Raw genomic sequence first — 21,529 nt, forward strand, 5'->3', positions numbered from 1 at the left:
TCAGGTGAGTGCCGAGGCTGAAGAGGTCGCCCACGAGACGGTCGAGGCGGCGGTGCGCGCCCAGCTCGCCAAGGCGTTCGGCGGCGCCCGGGGCATCATCGAGGCGGCCGTGCCGACGATCGCCTTCACCCTGACCTGGATCACCACCGAAGAGCTGCGCACGTCGCTGATCGTCAGCATCGCGCTCGCGGTGCTGCTCCTGATCGTCAGGCTGGTGCAGCGGTCCACGCCGCAGTTCGTCATCAACAGCCTCATCGGCATCGCCATCGGCGCGTTCTTCGCCAGCCGTACGGGTGACGCCAAGGACTACTTCCTGCCCGGCATCCTGTGGAACGGCGCCTACGCGATCGGGATGCTGGTCTCGATCGTCACCCGGTGGCCGGTCGTCGGCTTCCTCATCGGCTCGGTCACCAGCGACCCGGTGGGGTGGCACAAGGATCCGGGCATCGTCAGGCTCTGCACCAGGCTCACCTGGCTGCTCATGATCCCGTGTGTGGTGCGGGTGGCGGTGCAGCTGCCGGTCTACCTGTTCGGCGGCGGCGACCAGGCGGTGGCCGCGCTCGGCTTCGCCAAGATCGTCATGGGCTGGCCGCTCCAGGTGGCCGCCCTGATGGCGATGGTCTGGGTGCTCGGCCGCGGCCGCACCCCGATCAAACCCCCGGCCCCGGCCTGACCCGCCGCCCCGGCCCCGGGTCCGCACGGGCCGCGCCCGTACGGTCAGTGCTGGGAGAGCAGGTGGGCGAGCTCCTGCTCCACCTCCTGGTTGGCCACGAAGAGCAGCTCGTCGCCCGCCTCCAGGGGGTCGTCGGCGGTGGGCACCAGCACCCGGCCCTCGCGCAGGATCGCCACCAGCGCCGCGTCGGTCGGCCACGGCACCGAGCCCGCCCGCTGGCCCACCACCGGCGCGTCCTCGGCCAGCGTGAGCTCGACCAGGTTGGCCTGGCCCTGACGGAACGTCATCAGCCGCACCAGGTCGCCGACGCTCACCGCCTCCTCGACCAGCGCGCTCAGCAGGCGTGGCGTCGAGACGGCCACGTCGACCCCCCACGACTCGTTGAACAGCCACTCGTTGTTGGGGTGGTTGATCCTGGCCACCACCCGCGGCACCCCGTACTCGGTCTTGGCCAGCAGCGACACGACCAGGTTGACCTTGTCGTCGCCGGAGGAGGCGACGACCACGTGGCAGTTGTTGAGCCCCGCCTCGTCGAGCGAGGCGATCTCGCACGCGTCGGCCAGCAGCCACTCCGCCCGCGGCACACTGTCGATCTTGATGGCCTTCGGGTTGTTGTCGATGAGCAACACCTGGTGGCCGTTCTCCAGGAGCTCCGCGGCGATGGAGCGGCCGACGGCGCCCGCTCCGGCGATGGCGACCCGCATCAGTCTTCGTCCTCCTCCGGCGCCACGGCCAGCACCTTGTTGATCCGGTCCATGTCGCGCTCGGCGGCGATCACGTGCAGCACATCGCCCTCCTGCACGACGGTGGTGCGCGTGATCACCACGGCCTCGCCCATCCGGTTGATGAACGCCGCCCTGGCCCGCACCTGATCCTCCAGGTCGACCACGCGGGTGCCGATCCAGGACGGGTTGACGGTCACCTCGGCCAGCACGACCGTGCCGGTCGGGTCGCGCCAGAGCGGCTCGGCGCCCTCCGGCAGGATGCGGCGCAGGATCTGGTCGGCGGTCCACCGCACGGTCGCCACGGTCGGGATGCCGAGCCGCTGGTAGACCTCGGCCCGCCGGGGGTCGTAGATGCGGGCGACCACGTTGTCGACGCCGAACGTCTCGCGGGCCACCCGGGCGGAGATGATGTTGGAGTTGTCGCCGCTGGAGACGGCCACGTAGGCGGCGGCGGACTCGATGCCGGCCTCGGTGAGCACGTCGCGGTCGAACCCGACCCCGGTCACCCGGCGGCCGCGGAAGCCGGCGCGCAGGCGGCGGAACGCCTGGGGATCACGATCGATGATCGCGATCGAATGGCCGTTGTCCTCGAGGATGTGGGCGAGGGTCGAACCGACCCGGCCACACCCCATGATCACAATATGCATACTCCCCCGCACTCCGCGGTCCGCTGGTCGCTCGACACCAGTATGGCGGGCGCGGGGAGCGCGCCGTCGAGCAGCGTCAGGCGGACAGCTAGCATTCCGTAACGTGGCGAAAGCATCGGATCTCGTCAAACGACTGCTCGTGGGGCGGGCGCTGCGCAGCGGCCAGCTCCACGAGCAGCTTCTGCCCAAGCGCCTCGCGCTTCCGGTCTTCGCCAGCGACGCGCTCTCCTCCGTGGCGTACGCGCCCCAGGAGATCCTCGTCATCCTCTCCCTCGCGGGCGTCGCCTTCTACTCCTACAGCCCGTGGATCGCCATCGCCGTCATCGTCGTCATGATCACGGTGGTGGCCTCGTACCGGCAGAACGTGCACGCCTACCCCAGCGGCGGCGGCGACTACGAGGTGGCCTCCACCAACCTGGGGCAGAACGCCGGTCTCACCGTGGCCAGCGCGCTCATGGTCGACTACGTGCTCACGGTCGCGGTGTCGGTGGCCAACGGCGTCGACTACGTGGGCGCCACGATCCCGTTCGTCGCCCAGCACAAGCCGGCCGTGGCGATCGCCATCGTGATCACGCTCACGCTGGTCAACCTGCGCGGGCTGCGCGAGTCGGGGCTGGCGTTCGCGGTGCCGGTGTACGCGTTCGTGATCACGGTGCTCGGCATGGTCGCGATCGGCTCGTACGAACTGGTCTTCCTCGGCATCGAGCTGCGCGCCCCCACCGCCGACTTCGGCATCGTGGCCGAGCAGAGCGACCTGACCGCCTTCGCCACCGCGTTCCTGATCCTGCGCGCGTTCTCCACCGGCTGCGCGGCGCTCACCGGTGTCGAGGCCATCAGCAACGGCGTGCCGGCCTTCCGCAAGCCCAAGAGCCGCAACGCCGCCAAGACGCTGCTCATGATGGGCCTGATCGCGGTGGCCATGTTCGGCGGCATCATCGCGCTCGGCCTGGCCTCGGGCGTCAAGGTGGCCGAGCCGTCGGTCGCCGGCACCGACCTGCTGCGGCCCGACGGCACCCCCGTCGGCGCGGGCTACCACCAGCAGCCGATCATCTCGCAGGTGGCCGACGCGGTCTTCGGCGGCGGCTCCGCGCCGTTCTACGTGATCTCCGGCCTGACCGCGCTGGTGCTGTTCCTGGCCGCCAACACCGCGTTCAACGGCTTCCCGGTGCTCGGGTCGATCCTGGCCCAGGACCGGTTCCTGCCCCGCCAGCTCCACACCCGCGGCGACCGGCTGGCCTTCTCCAACGGCATCATCATGCTGGCCCTGATGGCGTGCCTGCTGCTGTGGGGGTTCCAGGCCGACGTGAGCCGGCTGCTCAACCTCTACATCGTCGGCGTCTTCGTGTCCTTCACGCTCAGCCAGACCGGCATGGTCATCCACTGGACGCGCCGGCTGCGCACCGAGGACGACCTCAAGGCCCGCCACCAGATGCACCGCTCCCGGATGATCAACTTCGTCGGGGCGGTCATGACCGGGCTGGTGCTGGTGGTCGTGCTGGTCACCAAGTTCGCGGTGGGCGCGTGGATCGTGTGCATCGCGATGCCGCTGCTGTTCCTCATGATGAAGGGCATCCGCCGCCACTACGACAACATCGCGGCCGAGCTGGAGCTCACCGAGGACATCGACATGTCCACGCTGCCCGCCCGCAACCACGCGATCGTGCTGGTGTCCAAGCTGCACAAACCGACCATGCGGGCGCTCGCGTACGCCCGTGCCACCCGCCCCTCCACCCTGGAGGCGATCACGGTCGGGGTCGAGGGCGCGGACGCGCGCCGCCTGCAGGAGGAGTGGGAGCGCCTCGGCATCCAGGTGCCGCTGAAGATGCTCGACTCGCCCTACCGCGAGATCACCCAGCCGATCCTCGACTACGTCAAGTCCGTACGCCGCCGCTCACCGCGCGACGTGGTGACCGTCTTCATCCCCGAGTACGTGGTCGGCCACTGGTGGGAGCACCTGCTGCACAACCAGAGCGCGTTCCGGCTGAAGGCGCGGCTGCTGTTCAAGCCGGGCGTCATGGTGACCAGCGTGCCGTGGCAGCTCCACTCGTCGGCCCGGTTGTCCGGCCGGCCCGAGCCGCTCGCCCCGGGCGGGGTGCGCCGCCCGCTGCAGCGCACGTCCGCCGACAAGGACGTCACCCGCCGCTGATGCGGACGCGCAGCCGGGCCGAGTCCTCGGCGGTCCAGCCGGGCGGCGCGGCGACGGCCGCCCACCCGTCCACGATGAGCGCGCCGTAGCGGTGGCCGTGGCCGGCCGGCACTCCCAGCCCGGCCGTCATGTCGCCCAGCACCTGCCAGAACGTCACCAGCGGGAACCAGTTCATCTGCCGGTTGATCCCCGGCGCGCGCGGCTCCTCCAGCCAGGTGGGCCGCTCGAAGATCAGCCGGGGTGTCCACCACACCACCGGGTCGGAGGAGTTCTGCAGGTAGACCACCTGCGGGCGCGGTTCGCCCGCCAGGTCGGCCGGCCGCTGCGCGAACCGCACGACCTTGCCCGACTCGTAGACCGGCCGCCACACCGGGCTGCCCGGGTCGCGCCGGCTGGTGACGTCATACCAGATGGCGTTGGCGTAAGGGGAACCGACGAACAGCGCGCCGTCGGTCCGGGCCACCAGGTCGTCCACGCCGTCGAACGCGTTCTCCATCGCGTACGAGCCGAGGCTCTCCCCGCCCACCAGGAGCAGCGGCCGGGCGTCGGCGGGCAGCCGCTCCCAGCGCGCCCGGACCGCCTCGAACAGCGCGCGGCCCGCCACCGCCGCCCGTTCCTGGTCGACCAGGAACGACACCCAGCTCGGCAGGTACGAGTACTGCACGGCGACCAGGGCGGTGTCGCCGTTGTACATGTACTCCAGCGCCTCGCAGATGCCCGGGTCGACCCAGCCCGTGCCGGTGGTGCCCAGCACGGCCAGCACCGGGCGCTGGAACGCCCCGGTGCGCTCCAGTTCGCGCACCGCCAGCTCGGCCCGCGCCGCCGGGGTCGGCGCCGCCTCAAGGCCGACGTACACCCGGATCGGCTGCTCGGCCGGCCTGCCGGAGAACGTCTCCAGGGCCCGCCGGCTCAGCGCGTCGCCGGTGAACACCTGACCCTCCCGGCCCAGCCGGTCCCACTCCACCAGCGACGCCGGCGACCCCGACAGCGCCGCCTCGGCCGGCCGTCGCACGCCCGGCGGCGTGGTCTCGTTGGCCACCGACGAGACGTTGTTCATCGCCGCGACGAACCCCGACAGCAGCACGTCGTTGAAGAACACGACGACCAGGAGGGCCACGGCCAGCCCGCCGACCGCGTGCCCCACGAGGTTCGGGACATAGCGGTCGAGCCAGTCGATCAGCCTGCGGCCGCCCAGCCGGACCAGCCGGGCCAGCACCAGGAACACGCAGAACAGCACGGCCGCCACCGCCAGGATGACCGCGGGATACCAGGTGATCTCGGTGTCCATGCCCATGAGCGCCCGCAGGTCGCGCTGCCAGCCGTAGCTGTAGGACAGCGCCGCCACCGTCAGCGCGGCGCACACCCCCAGCATGATCTGCCAGGCCCACCGCACCCATCGCGCCGGCGGCCGGTAGGGGATCACCGCGCGGCACACGGCCCCGGCCGACGCGCCGGTCCCGTACCCGATGATCGCCGTGACGGCCCCCATCACCCCCTGGTACTCCCATGCGCGCGGGAGCAGCGAGGGCGTCATCGAGGCGCAGAAGAACAGGGTGGCCAGCAGCGTCCCGGCGAAGCCGAGCCGCCGCCGCACCACCCGCCGCGACCCCGTCACGATCACCAACGGTAGTCGACCGGGCCGGGCGGGATCCTGGCGGGCATAGGGTGTCGGATGTGGAACAGGCATCATTCGAGCTGACGGTGGGGCCGGTCGCGCACGGCGGCTGGTGTGTGGCGCGCCACGAGGGCCGGGTGGTCTTCGTCCGCCACGCGCTGCCGGGAGAGCGCGTGGTCGCCGAGGTCACCGAGGAGACGAGCCGCTTCCTGCGGGCCGACGCCGTGCGGATCATCGAGGCCTCGCCCGACCGGGTCGTGCCGCCCTGCCCGTACGCCGGCCCCGGCCTGTGCGGCGGCTGCGACTGGCAGCACGCCACCCTGGAGGCGCAGCGCCGGCTGAAGGCCGACGTGGTCGCCGAGCAGCTGCGCCGCCTCGCCGGCATCGACCGCGAGGTCGTCGTCGAGGAGGTGCCCGGCGCGAAGGACGGGCTCGGCTGGCGCACCCGCGTGCAGTTCGCCGCCCGCCCCGACGGCCGGCTCGGCCTGCGCCGGCACCGCTCCCACGAGGTCCAGCCGATCGACGCCTGCCTGATCGCCCACCCCGAGGTCGAGGCCGTCGGCGCGGAGACGCACGACTGGCCGGGCGCCCGCGCGGTCGAGGTGATCGCCTCGTCCGGCGGCGAGCGGGCCGTCGTCGTCACCCCGCGGCCCCGCCGTCCCGCCGTGGTGCCCGACCTCGACGCGCCCGCCGCGATCCTGCTCGACGAGGGCAAGGGCCGCACCGCCGCGCGGCGCGGCTCCGGGGTGCTGCACGAACGGGCCGGCGGGCGTGAGTTCCGGGTCGCGGGCAGCGGCTTCTGGCAGGTCCACCCGGGCGCCGCCGAGACCCTGCTCGACGCCGTGCTCGCCTACGCCGCCCCCGAGCCGGGGGAGTGGGCGCTCGACCTCTACTGCGGCGCCGGGCTGTTCGCCGCCGGGCTGGCCGAGGCGGTCGGTCCCGACGGCGCCGTGTTCGGCCTGGAGTCCGACGCCACCGCCGTGCGCGACGCCCGCGCCAACCTCCGCGACCTGCCCCAGGCGCGGGTGGAGCGGGGCCGGGTGGAGGACGCGCTCGACCGTTACGCGATCGAGCGCGCCGACCTGGTCGTCGTCGACCCGCCCCGGGCGGGCCTCGGCCGCGAGGTGGTCGCCCGCATCGCAGGCCTGGAGCCGTCACGCATCGTGTACGTGTCCTGCGACCCCGCCACGCTGGCCCGCGACCTCGGCTGGCTGGCCGGGCACGGCTACCCGCTGGCCGACCTGCGCGCCTTCGACGCCTTCCCGATGACCCACCACGTCGAGTGCGTCGCCTTCCTGGTCAGAGCCCCCTAGGACGGGGCCTCCCCGGCGGCCGACAGCACCGCGTCCAGCCGGTCGAAGCCCTCGGCCACGCCGCGGGCCATGGGGGAGGCGACGACGAGGTCGCGGGTGGCCCGCGAGTCGAACACCATGGTGGTGGTCAGCGTCGTCCTGCCGTCCTGTTCGGCGAGGTCGTGGCCGACCAGCGACTCGCCCGGATACCAGTGGTCGTCGAAGGACTCCGTGTACGCGAGGCGGGCGGGCGGGGCGATCTCCCGGTAGACCCCGCCGGAGGCCATCGAGGCGCCGTCCGGGCCGTCCCAGACGAAGCGCCACGCGCCGCCGACCCGGAGGTCGACCTCGGCCACGACCAGATTCCAGCCGTCCGCTCCGTACCACCTGACCAGCAGCGAGGGCTTGGTCCAGGCGTCGAAGACGAGCCGGCGGGGTGCGCCGAAGACCCGCACCATGACCACGGTCCTGTCGGACGGCGTCAGGACGGTGACCCCGGCCGTCACGCTGACCACCGCGGATCGCGGCCGATGAGGCCGAGCAGCCGGTCCTGCGGCGAGGCGTCGTCCTCGACCCGCACCTCCGGGCCGAACACCTCCACGCCGGGACCGAACGCGCCGGGCGTGCGGTACTTCTCCAGCAGGCCGGCCGGCAGCGCGGTGATGGCCGCCCAGTGGTAGGCCACGTCGTCGGGGTCCATGGTGTCGTCCTGGCCGGTGGCCCGGGCGAGATCCCATCCGTGCAGCGGGAGGTCGGCGCTCGGGACCTGGTCGATGTGCTCCTCGATCGTCATCGGGCCGGTGGGCGTCTCACACGTGAGGCCCGCCAGCGAGGGGTCGTCCAGGATCGCCTCGACGTCGGCCCGCGCGGCCCGGAACGCGGCGAGCGGGTCCTCGTCCACGGACGGCGCGGCGCTCAGCGCGCGGTCGAGCGGGCGCAGGACCACGCCGTGCATGTCGATGATGTGCCGCACCACGTCACGGGCGGTCCACTGCTCGCACGGGGACGGGTCGTCCCACTGGCCAGGGCGGACGGCCGCGACCTTGCGGTCGAAGGCGTCCGCGCGCCGCCGGTAGCGGCCGGCGATCTCACCCATCGTCGCCCCTTTCGTCCTTGAGTTCGTCCAGGAGGTCGTCGAGCTGCCGGTAGCGGTCCTCCCAGAACCGGCTGTAGCCCTCCAGCCAGTCGGTGGCGGCCTTGAGCGGCTCCGCCTGGAGCCGGCAGGGGCGTCGTTGGGCGTCCTTGCCCCGGGTGATGAGGCCGGCGCGTTCGAGCACCTTGAGGTGCTTGGAGATGGCCGGCTGGCTCATGGCGAAGGGGCGGGCGAGTTCTGTCACGGTGGCCTCGCCGGACCTGAGCCGGGCGAGGATCGCCCGCCGCGTCGGGTCCGCGAGGGCGGCGAAGGTGTCGTCGAGCACGCTCATCCATAACCTTGGAGTTTCATAACCATGTGGTTTTGTACTACTCCGGCGTGCTCGACGTCAACCGGTACGCGTGCGGTCCTAGAGCCAGCCCATGCGCTGGGCCGTCCTGATGGCCTCCAGACGGTTCTGGGCGTTCAGCTTGGTCATCGCGCTCGACAGGTAGTTGCGCACCGTGCCCTCCGTCAGGTGGAGCTCGCCCGCGATCCGCGCGATCGTGTACCCGTCGCCGGCCAGCCGCAGCGCGTCGCGCTCCCGGTCGGTCAGCGGGCTGTCGCCCGCGGCCATCGCGGCGGCGGCCAGTTCGGCGTCGAGATAGCGCCCGCCCGACTGCACCTTGCGGATCGCCATGGCCAGCTCCTCGGCGGAGGCGTCCTTGCCCAGGAACCCGCTCACCCCGGCGGCCATGGCCCTGCGCAGGTATCCGGGCCGGCCCAGGCTCGTCAGGATCACGATCTTGCACTGGGAGCTGATCTGCTCGGCCGCGCTCAATCCGTCCATCCCGGGCATCTCGATGTCCAGCACGGCCACGTCCGGCCGGTGCTCGGCGACCGCGGCCACCACCTCGTCGCCCCTGCCCACCTGGGCCACGACCTCGATGCCGGCCTCCAGGTCGAGCAGCGCGGCGAGCGCGCCCCGGATGAGGTGCTCGTCGTCGGCCAGCAGCACCCGCGTGGTCATGCCGGCACCACCATCTTCAGCACGTAGTCCCCGCCCGACGTGGGCCCGGCCGTCAGCGTGCCGCCGGCGCCGCGGACGCGCTGGCCCAGCCCGCCGAGTCCGTTCGGCGCGTGCTCGCCCACCGGGCCGATGACGCCGTCGTTGGTCATCTCCAGGATCCCCTCCTTGATGGTGATCGTGCAGTGCTCGGCCTTGCTGTGCTTGAGCACGTTCGTCGCGCCCTCGCGGACCACGGTGGCCAGCAGGGTGCGGGTCTCGGGCGGCAGCGCGCCGGCGTCGCACTCCACGGCGCAGCGCACGCCGGCGGCCTCCAGGACGGCGCGGACGCTGGCCAGCACCTCGTCGATGTCGAGCGCCCGGTAGGTCTGCACGGTGGCGCGCACCTCGCGCAGCGACCGCCGGGCGAGGTCGCGTACCTCGAACATCTCCCGCCCGGCCGCTTCCGGGTCGGCGCGGAGCAGGCCCTCCGCCTCGGCGGTCCTGGCCGCGATGCCGGTGAGGCTCTGGCCGAGCAGGTCGTTGAGGTCGCGGGCGAAGCGCAGCCGCTCCTCCGACACGGCCAGCATGGCCCTGGCCTCCTGGCCCTCGTGCGCCTCCTTGGTGATGCGCCACAGCCACAGGTTCACCGGGACCCCGGCGACCATGAGGGCGGTGAAGAACACCTGCGTGACCAGCACCAGCGGCTCGAACTGGCCGTTCACCGCGAGCAGGACGTTCGGCAGGACGAGCGAGACGGCCGCGATCAGGAGGACGGTGCGCCTGCGCACCCACGGCGTCATCGTGGCCGGCCAGATCGGGATCGTCATGATGGCGACGAACGGGGTCAGCAGCAGCCCCGCCACCCCGGCGACGACCAGCAGCGCGGTCGGCCGGGGCGCCCCTCTGACCGCCAGCCGGAACACCCGCATCCCGATCGCCACGAGCAGGACGGCGAGCACGGCGCCGCCGGCGGCCAAGGGGCCCGGCATGCCGCCCTGCCACGCCGCGTACATCATGAGCAGCCCGGACAGACCGAGCAGGAAGACGATGTCGGTCGAGTAGACGACGAGCCACCGGACCTTGTCCAGCCGGGTCGCGCGCCTCATGCGGGCACCCGCGCCCGCAGCACGAACTCCCCGTCGCGGGCCGGCCCGGCGGACAGGGTGCCGCCCGCCGCGGTCATCCGCTCGGCCAGGCCGCGCAGCCCGCTCCCGACCGTGTCGGTCGCCCCGTGATCGGCCTCGCCGCCGGCCGGGCCCGGCGCGCCGTCGTTGCACATCTCCAGCTCGCCGTCGGCGAAGGTGATCGAGCAGCGGGAGGCGGAGCTGTGCTTGAGCACGTTCGTCGCGCCCTCGCGCACCACCCAGGCGAGCAGCGCGCGGGCGGCCGGCGTCAGCTCGTCCGCGGCCGTGTGCACGACGCAGCGGGTGCCCGCGGCCTCCAGCGCGGTGCGGGCCCTGGCCAGTTCCTCGTCCAGATCCAGCGACCGGTAGCCGTCCACGGCGAGCTGGACCTCCATCAGCGACTCTCCGGCCAGCCGTCGCACGTCGGCCATCTCCGCCTCGGCCTTGCCGGCGTCCTTGGCGGCGAGCTTGGCGGCCAGCTCGCTCTTCAGCGTGATGACCGACAGGCTGTGGCCGAGCAGATCATGGAGGTCGCGGGCGAAGCGCAGCCGCTCCTCGGCGACGGCGAGCCTGGCCTTGGCCTCCTGGCTGTCGTGCGCGTCCCTGATCGTCCACCACAGCCAGCGCCACAACCACATCGCCAGCGGCAACGTCACCATGCTGACGAACTGGGCGAACAGGGCGACCTGCCACGGGACACCGGCCGCGACGTTCAGCAACGTGGTGACCGTGACCAGCGTCATCCCCACCACGACGGTCACCCAGAGCGGCAGGTAGAGCACGACGACGCTGACCCAGAAGTACACCACCCCCGAGGTCAGGAAGGCGTCGCCGGGCGGCTTCGGCAGCAGCAGGAGGACCGCCACCGCCGCCCCGGACACGAGCAGCTTCCTCGTGGGCCGCGGCCGGTCGTCGAAGGCGCTCCGCATGATGAGGGAGAAGGTGAGGAGGATCACCACCAGGCACACGGTGGACGCGGCCGCGGTGGGCCAGCCGAGCACGCCTTCCTGGACGGTGACGACGATCCGGAGAGCGAGCACGGCCCCTATCAGGAGGACCATGCCGTCCATCCAGTAAAGGAGGATCTTCTTCGCCGTGTCCGGCCTGGTGGCCACCCTGACTCCCTAACCGCTCTTCGGCCGCTTTCCAGGCAAAAGCCTATAAGTCGCCCGGAGCGGCTGGAGTGGTCAGCCTCGCAGAATCCGGGCCACCTCCGGATCGGGCGCGGCCCCCCTCAGCGACAACCACGCCAGCCGGTGGCGGGCGGCGAACCCGGCCAGCTTGCGGGCCTCCGTCACGCTCAGGCCGGCCGGCCCGGTCAGCACGCACGTCACCGCGAGCCGCGGCCACGCCTCGTCCGGGCTCGCCAGCCCGTACGCGCGCGCGACCTGGACGCGGGCGGCCCGCAGGGCGACCGCGAGCCGTCGCAGGCGGTCCTCCGGGGCGCCCGGCGAGTCGATCTCCGCCAGCACGTTCACGGTGGCCACGTCGGCGCCCGCCTCCCGGGTCAGCCGCAGCATCTCGGCGTCACGCCCGGCCAGTCCGTCGGCCCGCAGCGGCAGCGTGAAACCGGCCCGCAGCGGCCGCTCCCGCTGCAGGGCCCTGATCGCGCGGGCCCGTCGCAGCACCGTCGCCCGGTCTCCGGGCACGGGCAGCTCGAAGTCGACGTAGCGGGCGCCGAAGGCGCCGACGGCCCGGCGGTACGCGGCGGTCAGCGCGCCCTGCTGGACGCAGGTGGCGGCGGCCTCGCCCGCCGGACCGCCGAAGACCAGCCCGGCGTCGCCGCCCAGGGCCCGCAGCCGGCCGATCCGGTTGGCCACCGGGTCGTGGCCGAACGCGAGCCGTCCCGCCCACCGCTGCGCGCAGCCGTCGGGCGCGGCCCGCAGATGGCCGAGCGCGTACCAGCGCACACCCGTGCGGCGCGCGTCGGCGGGCAGGTCGAAACCGGGGTCGGCGGCGGTGTCGACGAACGTGACGAACCCGGACGGCCCGGCCGGGGCGGGCGACGAGGGCGGGGAGGAGGACGGCGACGGGGTGGCGGCCCGGCTGGGCGGGGGCACGGGCGCCGCCTGGTGGAGCACGGCCTGGGCGGGAAGCAGGGAGATCGCCGTCCCGGTGGCCCCCGCCAGGACGGCCGCGGCCAGGAAGGCGAGCGGGCGCGGGAGCGTACCGGTGGGTCGTCTGCGCCGTGAAGCCGACATGAGCCACTCCCTGTGATCGTGTAGCTACGGAACGCGGTCGAGTGTGGACGTTAGCAAGCGTTCGGGGTGGCGCGCGGTCAATCTCCGGATGACGTCCGCTTTGGATCGATAATGGGCGACATGAAGTTGCGGATTTTCACCGAGCCCCAGCAGGGTGCCACCTACGACGAGTTGCTCACCGTGGCCAAGACAGCCGAGAGGCTCGGCTTCGACGCCTTCTTCCGTTCCGACCACTACCAGCGCATCGGGGACGGCGACCAGGGCCCCGGCTCCACCGACGCCTGGATCACGCTGGCGGGGCTGGCCCGCGAGACCTCCTCGATCAGGCTGGGCACGCTGGTGACGCCGACCACGTTCCGGCTGCCCGGGCCGCTGGCGATCAGCGTGGCCCAGGTCGACCAGATGAGCGGCGGCCGGGTCGAGCTCGGCCTCGGCACCGGCTGGTACGACGGCGAGCACGCCGCGTACGGCATCCCCTTCCCGCCCACGGCCGAGCGGTTCGGCCGGTTCGAGGAGCAGTTGGAGATCATCAAGGGCTTGTGGACGGCGGAGAAGGCGTACTCCTACGACGGCGCCTACTACCGGCTCGTCGACTCGCCCGCGCTGCCCAAGCCGGCGCAGCGGCCCTGCCCGCCGATCATCATCGGCGGGTTCGGCGCCAAGCGCACGCCGCGCCTGGCCGCCGCCTTCGCCGACGAGTACAACGTGCCCTTCCACACCGTGGAGGAGACCGGCACGGCCTTCGACCGGGTCCGCAGGGCGGCCGAGGAGACCGGCAGGGACATCCTCATGTCGGCGGCGCAGGTCGTCTGCGTGGGCCGCGACCAGGCCGAGCTGGAGCGCCGGGCCGCCGCCATCGGCACGCCGCTGGACCGGCTGCGGGAAGAGGGGCTGACCGGGACGCCGGCCGAGGTGCTGGAGAAGATCAGCGCGTTCGGCTCGCTCGGCGCGGAGCGGATCTACCTGCAGGTCCTCGACCTGACCGACCTGGACCACCTGGAGCTCATCGCCGCCGAGGTGCTGCCCCACGTGTGACGTTGTGCGGCGGTAAAGTCGATGGCGGCGTTTCGCCGGGCTGGGGCACACTTGTCCCCGTGCTCCTGACGATCTCCACCACGGCCCGTCCCGCCACCGATCTGGGCTTCCTGCTGCACAAGCATCCCGAGCGGGTGCAGCGGTTCGGCCAGTCGTTCGGTGAGGCGATCGTGTTCTATCCGGAGGCGGGGGAGGAGCGGTGCACGGCGGCGCTGCTGCTCGACGTCGACTCGGTCACGCTGACCAGGTCGCGCGGCAAGGCCACGCCGGACTTCAGCCTGGGCCAGTACGTCAACGACCGGCCGTACGCCGCGTCGTCGCTGCTGGCGGTGGCGCTGGGTGACGTGTTCCGCACCGCGCGGGCCGGGCGCTGCACGGCCAGGCCCGAGCTGGCGGCGTCGCCGCTGCCGCTGGAGATCCGGCTGCCCGCGCTGCCCTGCAGGGGCGCCCCCGAGCTGGCCGAGCGGCTCTTCGCGCCGCTCGGCTGGCAGGTGAGCGCCCTGCCGGTGCCGCTCGACGAGGGCTTCCCCGAGTGGGGCGACTCGCGGTACGTGCGGCTGGAGCTGTCCGGCACGGTCCGGCTGGCCGACGCGCTCAACCACCTGTACGTGCTGCTGCCGGTGCTCGACGACGGCAAGCACTACTGGGTCGCGCCCGACGAGGTCGACAAGCTGATCCGCGCCGGGGAAGGCTGGCTGTACGGGCACCCGGAGCGGACCTTCATCACCCGCCGCTACCTGGGGCGGCGCTGGGCCCTGGCGCGCACCGCGCTGGCCCGGCTGGCCGAGCTGGGCGACGAGCCCGAGGAGCGGCTGGAGCCCGCGCTCGCGGAGGAGGCGGGGGCGGGGGAGACGGCGGCCGACGAGGCGGCCGCCGCCGAGGCCGAGGCCCAGGGCGCGACCCCCGAGACCGCCACCGGCACCACCGCCGGCGACGAGGGTGAGACCGGGGCCCGGCCGGAGAAGCGGGTGTCGCTCAACCTGCAGCGCCGGGCCGCCGTGCTGGAGACCCTGGAGGAGCTCGGCGCGACCAGCGTCATCGATCTCGGCTGCGGCCAGGGCGAGCTGGTCGGCGCGCTGCTGTCCAGGCCGCGCTTCGCCCGGGTGGCGGGCATGGACGTCTCGGCGATGGCGCTCACCATCGCCGCGCGCAAGCTCAAGCTGGAGCGCATGCCCGACGCCAAGCGCGCCAGGCTCACGCTCTTCCAGGGCGCGCTCACGTACACCGACAGGCGCCTGGCCGGCTACGACGCCGCCGTGCTGATGGAGGTGATCGAGCACGTCGACCCGCCCCGCCTGGCCGCGCTCGAACAGGTCGTGTTCGGCCACGCCAAGCCCGGCCACGTCGTCGTCACCACTCCGAACGTCGAGTACAACCCGCGCTACGCCTTCCTCACCGGCCTGCGCCACCCCGACCACCGCTTCGAGTGGACCCGCGCCGAGTTCGCCGCCTGGGCCGACGGCGTGGCCGGGCGGCACGGCTACCGCGTCGAGCTGCGGCCGGTCGGCGAGGAGGACCCGGAGCTCGGCCCGCCCACCCAGATGGGAGTGTTCACCCGTGATCAGCGTTCCTGAGCTGTCCCTGGTGGTGCTCGTCGGCGTCTCCGGAAGCGGCAAGTCGACCTTCGCCGCCCGCCACTTCAAGCCGACGCAGGTCATCTCGTCCGACTTCTGCCGCGGGCTGGTCTCCGACGACGAGAACGACCAGGGCGCCACCCCGGCCGCCTTCGACCTGCTGCACCACATCGTCGGCGTGCGCCTGGCGCGCGGCCTGCTCACCGTCGTGGACGCGACCAACGTGCAGTACGCCGCCCGCAGGAGCCTCATCGACCTGGCCAGGAAGCACGACGTGCTGTGCGACGCGATCGTGCTGGACGTGCCTGAGGAGGTGGCGGTCGAGCGCAACGCCGCCAGGCCCGACCGCGACTTCGGCGCGCGGGTCGTCATCCGCCAGCGCAAGGAGCTGCGCCGCTCGCTGGGCAAGATCTCCCGCGACGGCTTCAGGAAGGTGCACGTGCTGCGCGGCGTCGAGCAGATCGAGGCCGCCGAGGTCGGCCACGAGAAGGCGTGGACGGACAAGCGCGAGCTGACCGGCCCGTTCGACGTCATCGGCGACGTGCACGGCTGCCGGGCCGAGCTGGAGGCGCTGCTGGAGAAGCTCGGCTGGCAGGGCACGACGCATCCCGAGGGCCGCACCGCCGTCTTCGTCGGCGACCTGGTGGACCGCGGGCCCGACACGCCGGGCGTGCTCCGCCTGGTCATGGACATGGTCGAGGCCGGCACCGCGATCTGCGTCGCGGGCAACCACGAGGCCAAGCTGGTGCGCGCGCTGGCCGGCCGCAAGGTCACGGTCGCGCACGGCCTGCGCGAGTCGCTCGACCAGCTCGCCGCGCAGCCGCCGGAGTTCACCGAGCGGGCACGGGCCTTCATGGACGGGCTGATCAGCCACTACGTGCTCGACGGCGGGCGGCTGGTGGTGGCGCACGCCGGGCTCAAGGAGTCCTACCACGGCCGCGCCTCCGGCCGGGTGCGGGCCTTCGCGCTGTACGGCGACACCACCGGCGAGACCGACGAGTACGGCCTGCCGGTCCGCTACCCGTGGGCGCAGGAATACCGCGGCACCGCCATGGTCGTCTACGGCCACACCCCGACCGTGCGGCCCGAGTGGGTCAACAACACGATCTGCCTCGACACCGGCTGCGTCTTCGGCGGCTCGCTGACCGCGCTGCGCTACCCGGAGCGCGAGCTGGTCCAGGTCCCCGCCCAGCAGGTCTGGTACGAGCCGGTCAAGCCGCTCACCGCCCCCGCCCCCACCCGCGACCCGGAGCTGCTCGCCATCGACGACGTGCGCGGCACCCGCCACGTCGAGACCAGGTTCGGCGGCCGGATCAAGGTGCGCGAGGAGAACGCCGCCGCGGCGCTGGAGGTGATGAGCCGGTTCTCGGTGGACCCGCGCTGGCTGGTCTACCTGCCGCCGACCATGGCGCCGCCCGAGACATCGAGGCTCGACGGCTACCTGGAGCACCCGCACGAGGCGTTCGAGGAGTTCGCCGCGGCCGGGGTGGAGCAGGTGGTGTGCGAGGAGAAGCACATGGGCTCGCGTGCCGTGGCCGTGCTCGCCAGGACGCCCGAGGTGGCCGCCGAGCGGTTCGGCGTCACCGACGGCAGCGCCGGCGCCGTCTACACCCGCACCGGCCGGCCGTTCTTCGCCGACACCGCGCCGCTGGTCGACCGGCTGCGCGCGGCCTGCGAGCCGCTGTGGGACGCGCTCGGCTCCGACTGGGTGGCGCTCGACTGCGAGCTGCTGCCCTGGTCCGCCAAGGCCGGCGACCTGATCAGGAGCCAGTACGCCTCGGTCGGCGCCGCCGCCCGCGCCGCGCTGCCCGACGCGGTCGCCGCGCTGGAGGCGGCGGCCGGGCGCGGGCTGGACGTGGCCGGGCTGCTCGACCGCACCCGCCGCCGCGCGGGCAACGCCGCGCTGTTCCGCGACGCGTACGCGCGCTACTGCTGGCCGGTCGACGGCCTGGAGGGGGTACGGGTCGCGCCCTTCCAGATCCTGGCGTGCCAGGGACGCGCCACGGCGCTGGAGCCGCACGCCTGGCACCTGGAGACGCTGGCCACGCTCACGGCCCCGATCATCGCCCAGACCCGGCATGTGTTCGTCACGCTCGGTTCGGCCCAGTCCAGGGCCGAGGCCGTGGACTGGTGGGAGTCGCTGACCGCGGCCGGGGGCGAGGGCATGGTGGTCAAGCCGGCCGCGCACGTGGCGGGGCGGGTGCAGCCGGGCGTCAAGGTCAGGGGCAGGGAGTATCTCCGGATCATCTACGGCCCCGACTACACCGAGTCGCTGGACGTGCTGCGCAGGCGCTTCCTCGGCAAGAAGCGCTCGCTCGCGCTGCGCGAGCACGCGCTCGGCCTGGAGGCGCTGGCGCGGCTGGCCGACGGCGAGCCGGGCTGGCGGGTGCACGAGCCGGTGTTCGCCGTCCTCGCCCTGGAGTCGGAGCCCGTGGACCCGAGGCTGTGATCCCGAGGCTGTGATCCCGAGGCTGTGATCCCGAGGCTGTGATCCCGAGGCTGTGATCCCGGCCTGGCGCTTTCTCGGCGGATAGATCGGGTTTGCCGAAGAAAGCGTAATCAAGACGCTAGAAGAGGCGTTCGCGGGTAGTTGCCTCCTCGTCCAGGGGAGGGCTCGCATGGTACGCCAGCACACCGGCCAGCAGAAACTCGGGCGCGTCGTCTTCATCGCCGCGTCGGCGGCCGTCGGTGGTTTCCTGTTCGGCTACGACAGCTCCGTCATCAACGGCGCCGTCGTGGGCATCCAGAACCACTTCCAGGTGGGCAGCGTCGAGATCGGCTTCGTGGTCGCCGTCGCGCTGCTCGGGTCGGTGGTCGGCGCCTGGTTCGGCGGCGGGTTCGCCGACCGGTGGGGACGCACCAGGACGATGCAGATCGCGGCGATCATCTTCGCCGTGAGCTCCATCGGCCAGATGCTGCCGTTCGCCGTCTGGGACCTGACGATGTGGCGCGCCCTGGCGGGGGTCGCGATCGGGATGGCCTCGGTGCTGGGCCCGGCCTACATCGCCGAGGTGGCCCCGGCCGCCTACCGCGGCCGGCTGGGATCGTTCCAGCAGCTCGCCATCGTGCTCGGCATCGCCACGTCGCAGCTGGTCAACTACGTGTTCGCGCGGATCGCGGGCGGCGACGTGAACAACGAGCTGTGGGGGCTGCAGGCGTGGCAGTGGATGCTCGGCGCCTGTGTCGTGCCCGCGCTGGCCTACCTGTGGCTCGCTTCCGTCATCCCCGAGTCGCCGCGCTACCTGGTCATGGCGGGGCAGCCGGAGCGCGCCAAGGAGGTGCTGGCCGAGGTCGAGGGGGACAACGACGACCTGGACGCGCGCGTACAGGAGATCAAGCACGTGCTGCGGACCGAGCACCGGCCGACGGTCAAGGACCTGCGCGGCGGGGCGCTGGGGCTGCTGCCGATCGTCTGGATCGGCATCATCCTCTCGGTGTTCCAGCAGTTCGTCGGCATCAACGTGATCTTCTACTACTCGTCGGTGCTGTGGCAGTCGGTGGGCATCGACCAGGCGGACTCGCTGCTGATCAGCTTCTCCAGCTCGATCATCAACATCGTCGGCACGTTCATCGCCATCGCCCTGGTCGACCGGATCGGCCGCAAGCCGCTGCTGCTCCTGGGCTCGGCCGGCATGGCCGTCTCCCTCGGCACGGCCGCCTGGGCGTTCAGCTTCGCCCGGCCGATCGAGGGCACGATGGCGCTGCCCAACCCGCAGGGCACGATCGCGCTGATCGCGGCGAACCTGTTCGTGCTGTTCTTCGCCCTGTCGTGGGGTGTGGTGGTCTGGGTGCTGCTGGGTGAGATGTTCCCCAACCGCATCCGCGCCGCCGCGCTGGGCGTGGCGGCCGCCGCCCAGTGGCTCGCCAACTGGGTCATCACCGTCACGTTCCCGGCGATGTCGGAGTGGAACCTGTCGCTCACGTACGCCATCTACGCGGCGTTCGCCGTCCTGTCGTTCCTCTTCGTCACCAAGTGGATCAAGGAGACGAAGGGCCGGAGGCTGGAGGAGATGGGCTAGCGGCCCCTGGAACCGGGGCCCTGGGGAGGGCCCCGGGAGCGCAGGGAGCGGCCGTCAGCGCCGGCGGTTGACGCGGTCGGCGGCGATCTTGAAGATCACCCCGGCGATCACCAGGACGAAGACGAACTTCAGCACGCCGAAGCCGCCCGCGAACAGCCCCACCATGAGGAACACGAACAGGATCGGCACGATCGGCCCCGGCCCCCGGTGGCCGTGGCGGCGGTGCGGCCCGTGCCGGTGGGCCTTCGCCTGGTGGCGGGCGTCGCGCATCTGGTGGTGGTAGGCCCGCATCTGCTTGCGGTGCGCCCGCATCGCCTCCTGCCACGAGCCCAGGTCGTGGCCGGGGAAGGGCGGGGCCATCGGGGGCATCGGAGGCATCGGGGGAATCAGAGGCGCTGAGGGATATCCGGGGGAGGTCTCCGACCGGGCGGGCCCGTGGCCGGGCAGGTCGCTCGTGATCCGGGCGAGATCACGGGCGGTGCGCGCGGTCAGCGCCTGGTCGAGGCGCTCGTCGAGTTCCTCGTGGGTGAGCCGGCCCTGCGCGAAGTGCTCACGCAGCGCGGCCATGGTCTGCTCACGCTCGGCATCGCCGATGCGGAGGTCGTCACGGTCCATCACGGATGCCTCGTTCTCGCCGGGCCGGGTCATCTCTTACTCCTCGTCCGGGTCGCCGTCGGCCAGGATCTGGTAGAGCTTGCGCCGGGTCTCAACCAGAGTCTTACGCGCTTCCCGGATCTGTGCGTCACTCCCGGACTGGAGAATCTGCATCATCGCGAACGCGGACTGGCGCGCGGTGTCCCACAGATCGGCCGTGTTGTCGTCGATGTCGGGGCGCATCTCGTCCCACGGGGCGCGCACCTCGTCGGCGTGCGCCTCGATGTAGGCGCGGCCCTCGTCGGTGAGGCGGAAGGTCTTGCGGCCCTCGTTCTCCTCCGCGATGATCAGCCCCTCGTCGGTGAGCTGCTGCAACGCCGGGTAGACGGCGCCCGGGCTGGGCTTCCAGCCGCCCTCGCTGCGCTCGGCGATCTCCTGGATGATCTGGTAGCCGTTCCTCGGCTCCTCGGACAGCAGCGCGAGGATCGCGGCGCGCACGTCACCGCGCTTGGCCTTGCGGCTCCTGCCGCCCCAGCCGCGGTGGCCGCCGAACGGGCCGCCCGGACCCCACGGGCCGCGCCCCAGGTCGAACGGGAACGGTCCGGGCCCTCTGCGCCCGCGGTGCCGGTGTTCGTGATGGTGGTGGCGGTGCGGCTGCTCCTGCTCGAACGCCTCGCTCACGGCCTTCACGGTCTCGCGCAGGGCCTTCTTCAGCTCGCGCGCGTCGGGCCACGGGCCACCCATGGCGTATGCGGATGTCATGTCGTACTCCTCTCGATTGTTCTTCGATGCTTCAAAGATATATCGACACTATGTCGTTGACAAGAAATCCGCGCACGTGACCCAGATCACCAAAAAGTCTCGGAAGAGCGGGAACAGGATCCGGGCACCTGTCGTTGAACCCATCAGACGAGGTCGTTCCGCGTCGGCAGGGCTGGGGGGTGCTGTCGCCGCTGGAAGCGGCCTCGTCTGCATTTCCGGAACGTTCTAAGGGTCACGGACACCTGACCGGGGCGGTCGGGGCGGCCACGGGCGCGGGGCGCTAGCATCCCGATCATGATGGGGCACACGCACGCGCTGACCGGGGCCATCGCCTGGCTGGGCCTCGCGCCGCCACTGGCCGCGCTGCCGCTGCTGAACGAGTCGTCCCGGTTCATCGAGACCGGCATCATGGCCACCGCGCTGAGTCCCGCCGAGCTGATCGCCGGCGCGATCATCTGCGCGGGCGCCGCCATGCTGCCCGACCTCGACCACCCGAGCGCCACCATCGCCCAGACGTTCGGCCCCGTCACCTGGATGCTGAGCAAGGCCGTGTCGTGGCTGAGCGGCGGTCACCGGGGGGCCACCCACTCGCTGGCCTTCGCGGTCGCCGCCGGGTTCGGCGCCCACTGGCTGGCCACGACCTATCCGATCGGCCGCGACATCATGGTCGTGCTGCTGATCGGGCTGTCCCTGCGCGCGATCGGCATCGGCATCCCGGGCAAGAAGCTCGCCTCCGCCATGGTCAACATCGGCATGACGGCCGGGCTCTACGCCGTCTTCCTCTCGATGGACGTCGGATACGCGTGGCTGGGCCTGGTCGTGGGCATCGGTTCCCTGGTGCACGTGGTGGGCGACTGCATGACCGAGCGGGGTTGTCCGGTGCTCTGGCCGCTGTCGGCCAAGTTCGTGCTGCCGTGGAAGATCGGCATCAAGACCGGCAAGAAGTTCGAGCAGAAGATCCTGGCCCCGGTGCTCTCGGTCGCCATCGTCGGCCTGCTGTTCTGGCGGCTCGCGCCGCTTTAACTTGATGTCGAGATACTT

General features: G+C 72.3%; 20 protein-coding genes. 8 read left to right on the forward strand and 12 right to left on the reverse strand.

Translation table 11 applies throughout. The features are described 5' to 3' along the window. Positions 1–4 precede the first annotated feature (4 nt). The gene (locus tag ACGFI7_RS07650; protein ID WP_393400498.1) at positions 5–673 is read left to right on the forward strand and encodes a DUF3159 domain-containing protein; all 669 of its coding nucleotides are present in this window, start codon (positions 5–7) and stop codon (positions 671–673) included. 44 nt (positions 674–717) lie between these two features. Here the strand turns inward: ACGFI7_RS07650 and ACGFI7_RS07655 are convergent, their stop codons facing one another. Then, positions 718–1,377 carry a potassium channel family protein gene (locus tag ACGFI7_RS07655; RefSeq protein WP_393400500.1) on the reverse strand — a complete coding sequence of 220 codons (660 nt, stop codon included), beginning with the start codon at positions 1,375–1,377 and terminating at the stop codon, positions 718–720. After that, positions 1,377–2,045 (reverse strand): potassium channel family protein, encoded by a 669-nt coding sequence (locus ACGFI7_RS07660; protein ID WP_393400502.1) that lies wholly within the window; start codon positions 2,043–2,045, stop codon positions 1,377–1,379. Before ACGFI7_RS07660 ends, ACGFI7_RS07655 begins: the two co-directional genes overlap by 1 nt. Before the next feature lie 103 nt (positions 2,046–2,148). Between ACGFI7_RS07660 and ACGFI7_RS07665 the strand changes: the two genes are divergently transcribed. Beyond that, positions 2,149–4,191, forward strand: a complete 2,043-nt coding sequence (locus tag ACGFI7_RS07665) for an APC family permease (RefSeq protein WP_393400504.1) — start codon at positions 2,149–2,151, stop codon at positions 4,189–4,191. Here the strand turns inward: ACGFI7_RS07665 and ACGFI7_RS07670 are convergent. Further along, positions 4,178–5,806 carry an alpha/beta hydrolase gene (locus ACGFI7_RS07670; protein ID WP_393400506.1) on the reverse strand — a complete coding sequence of 543 codons (1,629 nt, stop codon included), beginning with the start codon at positions 5,804–5,806 and terminating at the stop codon, positions 4,178–4,180. The genes ACGFI7_RS07665 and ACGFI7_RS07670 overlap by 14 nt on opposite strands. A 59-nt stretch (positions 5,807–5,865) precedes the next feature. Here ACGFI7_RS07670 and ACGFI7_RS07675 point away from each other — a divergent pair, with 59 nt between their 5' ends. Then, positions 5,866–7,119 carry a class I SAM-dependent RNA methyltransferase gene (locus ACGFI7_RS07675; RefSeq protein WP_393400509.1) on the forward strand — a complete coding sequence of 418 codons (1,254 nt, stop codon included), beginning with the start codon at positions 5,866–5,868 and terminating at the stop codon, positions 7,117–7,119. On the opposite strand, the gene ACGFI7_RS07680 is transcribed toward ACGFI7_RS07675, so the two are convergent. From ACGFI7_RS07680 to ACGFI7_RS07710, 7 genes are all read right to left on the reverse strand, one after another. Next, the gene (locus ACGFI7_RS07680; RefSeq protein ID WP_393400511.1) at positions 7,116–7,604 is read right to left on the reverse strand and encodes an SRPBCC family protein; all 489 of its coding nucleotides are present in this window, start codon (positions 7,602–7,604) and stop codon (positions 7,116–7,118) included. The genes ACGFI7_RS07675 and ACGFI7_RS07680 overlap by 4 nt on opposite strands. Continuing rightward, positions 7,601–8,194 carry a TIGR03086 family metal-binding protein gene (locus tag ACGFI7_RS07685; RefSeq protein ID WP_393400514.1) on the reverse strand — a complete coding sequence of 198 codons (594 nt, stop codon included), beginning with the start codon at positions 8,192–8,194 and terminating at the stop codon, positions 7,601–7,603. The genes ACGFI7_RS07680 and ACGFI7_RS07685 overlap by 4 nt, the downstream gene beginning before the upstream one ends. Continuing rightward, positions 8,187–8,522: an ArsR/SmtB family transcription factor gene (locus tag ACGFI7_RS07690; protein WP_393400516.1), complete on the reverse strand. Its 336-nt coding sequence runs from the start codon at positions 8,520–8,522 to the stop codon at positions 8,187–8,189. Before ACGFI7_RS07690 ends, ACGFI7_RS07685 begins: the two co-directional genes overlap by 8 nt. A gap of 78 nt (positions 8,523–8,600) precedes the next feature. Then, positions 8,601–9,200, reverse strand: coding sequence for a DNA-binding response regulator (locus tag ACGFI7_RS07695; protein WP_393400518.1), 600 nt, complete (start codon positions 9,198–9,200; stop codon positions 8,601–8,603). After that, on the reverse strand, positions 9,197–10,285 hold the full coding sequence (locus ACGFI7_RS07700) for a sensor histidine kinase (RefSeq protein WP_393400520.1): 1,089 nt from the start codon (positions 10,283–10,285) through the stop codon (positions 9,197–9,199). The genes ACGFI7_RS07695 and ACGFI7_RS07700 overlap by 4 nt, the downstream gene beginning before the upstream one ends. After that, complete coding sequence (locus ACGFI7_RS07705; protein WP_393400523.1) at positions 10,282–11,418, reverse strand: sensor histidine kinase; 1,137 nt, start codon at positions 11,416–11,418, stop codon at positions 10,282–10,284. Before ACGFI7_RS07705 ends, ACGFI7_RS07700 begins: the two co-directional genes overlap by 4 nt. Before the next feature lie 72 nt (positions 11,419–11,490). Further along, the gene (locus ACGFI7_RS07710) at positions 11,491–12,504 is read right to left on the reverse strand and encodes a hypothetical protein (protein WP_393400526.1); all 1,014 of its coding nucleotides are present in this window, start codon (positions 12,502–12,504) and stop codon (positions 11,491–11,493) included. Positions 12,505–12,624: 120 nt separating this feature from the next. Here ACGFI7_RS07710 and ACGFI7_RS07715 point away from each other — a divergent pair, with 120 nt between their 5' ends. From ACGFI7_RS07715 to ACGFI7_RS07730, 4 genes are all read left to right on the forward strand, one after another. Continuing rightward, positions 12,625–13,539 carry an LLM class F420-dependent oxidoreductase gene (locus ACGFI7_RS07715; protein ID WP_393400528.1) on the forward strand — a complete coding sequence of 305 codons (915 nt, stop codon included), beginning with the start codon at positions 12,625–12,627 and terminating at the stop codon, positions 13,537–13,539. A gap of 59 nt (positions 13,540–13,598) precedes the next feature. Continuing rightward, the gene (locus ACGFI7_RS07720; protein WP_393400530.1) at positions 13,599–15,113 is read left to right on the forward strand and encodes a 3' terminal RNA ribose 2'-O-methyltransferase Hen1; all 1,515 of its coding nucleotides are present in this window, start codon (positions 13,599–13,601) and stop codon (positions 15,111–15,113) included. After that, on the forward strand, positions 15,097–17,562 hold the full coding sequence (locus ACGFI7_RS07725; protein ID WP_393400533.1) for a polynucleotide kinase-phosphatase: 2,466 nt from the start codon (positions 15,097–15,099) through the stop codon (positions 17,560–17,562). Before ACGFI7_RS07720 ends, ACGFI7_RS07725 begins: the two co-directional genes overlap by 17 nt. Positions 17,563–17,731: 169 nt before the next feature. Continuing rightward, entirely contained in the window at positions 17,732–19,132 is a 1,401-nt protein-coding gene (locus tag ACGFI7_RS07730) for a sugar porter family MFS transporter (protein WP_393400535.1), read from the forward strand. Between the two features lie 54 nt (positions 19,133–19,186). Here the strand turns inward: ACGFI7_RS07730 and ACGFI7_RS07735 are convergent, their stop codons facing one another. Together ACGFI7_RS07735 and ACGFI7_RS07740 are read right to left on the reverse strand one after the other, a co-directional pair. Next, positions 19,187–19,780: a DUF1707 domain-containing protein gene (locus ACGFI7_RS07735; RefSeq protein WP_393400537.1), complete on the reverse strand. Its 594-nt coding sequence runs from the start codon at positions 19,778–19,780 to the stop codon at positions 19,187–19,189. A 3-nt stretch (positions 19,781–19,783) separates the two neighbouring features. Continuing rightward, positions 19,784–20,488 (reverse strand): PadR family transcriptional regulator, encoded by a 705-nt coding sequence (locus tag ACGFI7_RS07740; RefSeq protein WP_393400539.1) that lies wholly within the window; start codon positions 20,486–20,488, stop codon positions 19,784–19,786. Between the two features lie 294 nt (positions 20,489–20,782). Here ACGFI7_RS07740 and ACGFI7_RS07745 point away from each other — a divergent pair, with 294 nt between their 5' ends. Beyond that, positions 20,783–21,511 carry a metal-dependent hydrolase gene (locus ACGFI7_RS07745; protein WP_393400541.1) on the forward strand — a complete coding sequence of 243 codons (729 nt, stop codon included), beginning with the start codon at positions 20,783–20,785 and terminating at the stop codon, positions 21,509–21,511. Positions 21,512–21,529: the final 18 nt, after the last annotated feature.

The sequence above is a fragment of the Nonomuraea sp. NPDC048826 genome, from assembly GCF_043198225.1.
Classification (GTDB): Bacteria; Actinomycetota; Actinomycetes; order Streptosporangiales; family Streptosporangiaceae; genus Nonomuraea.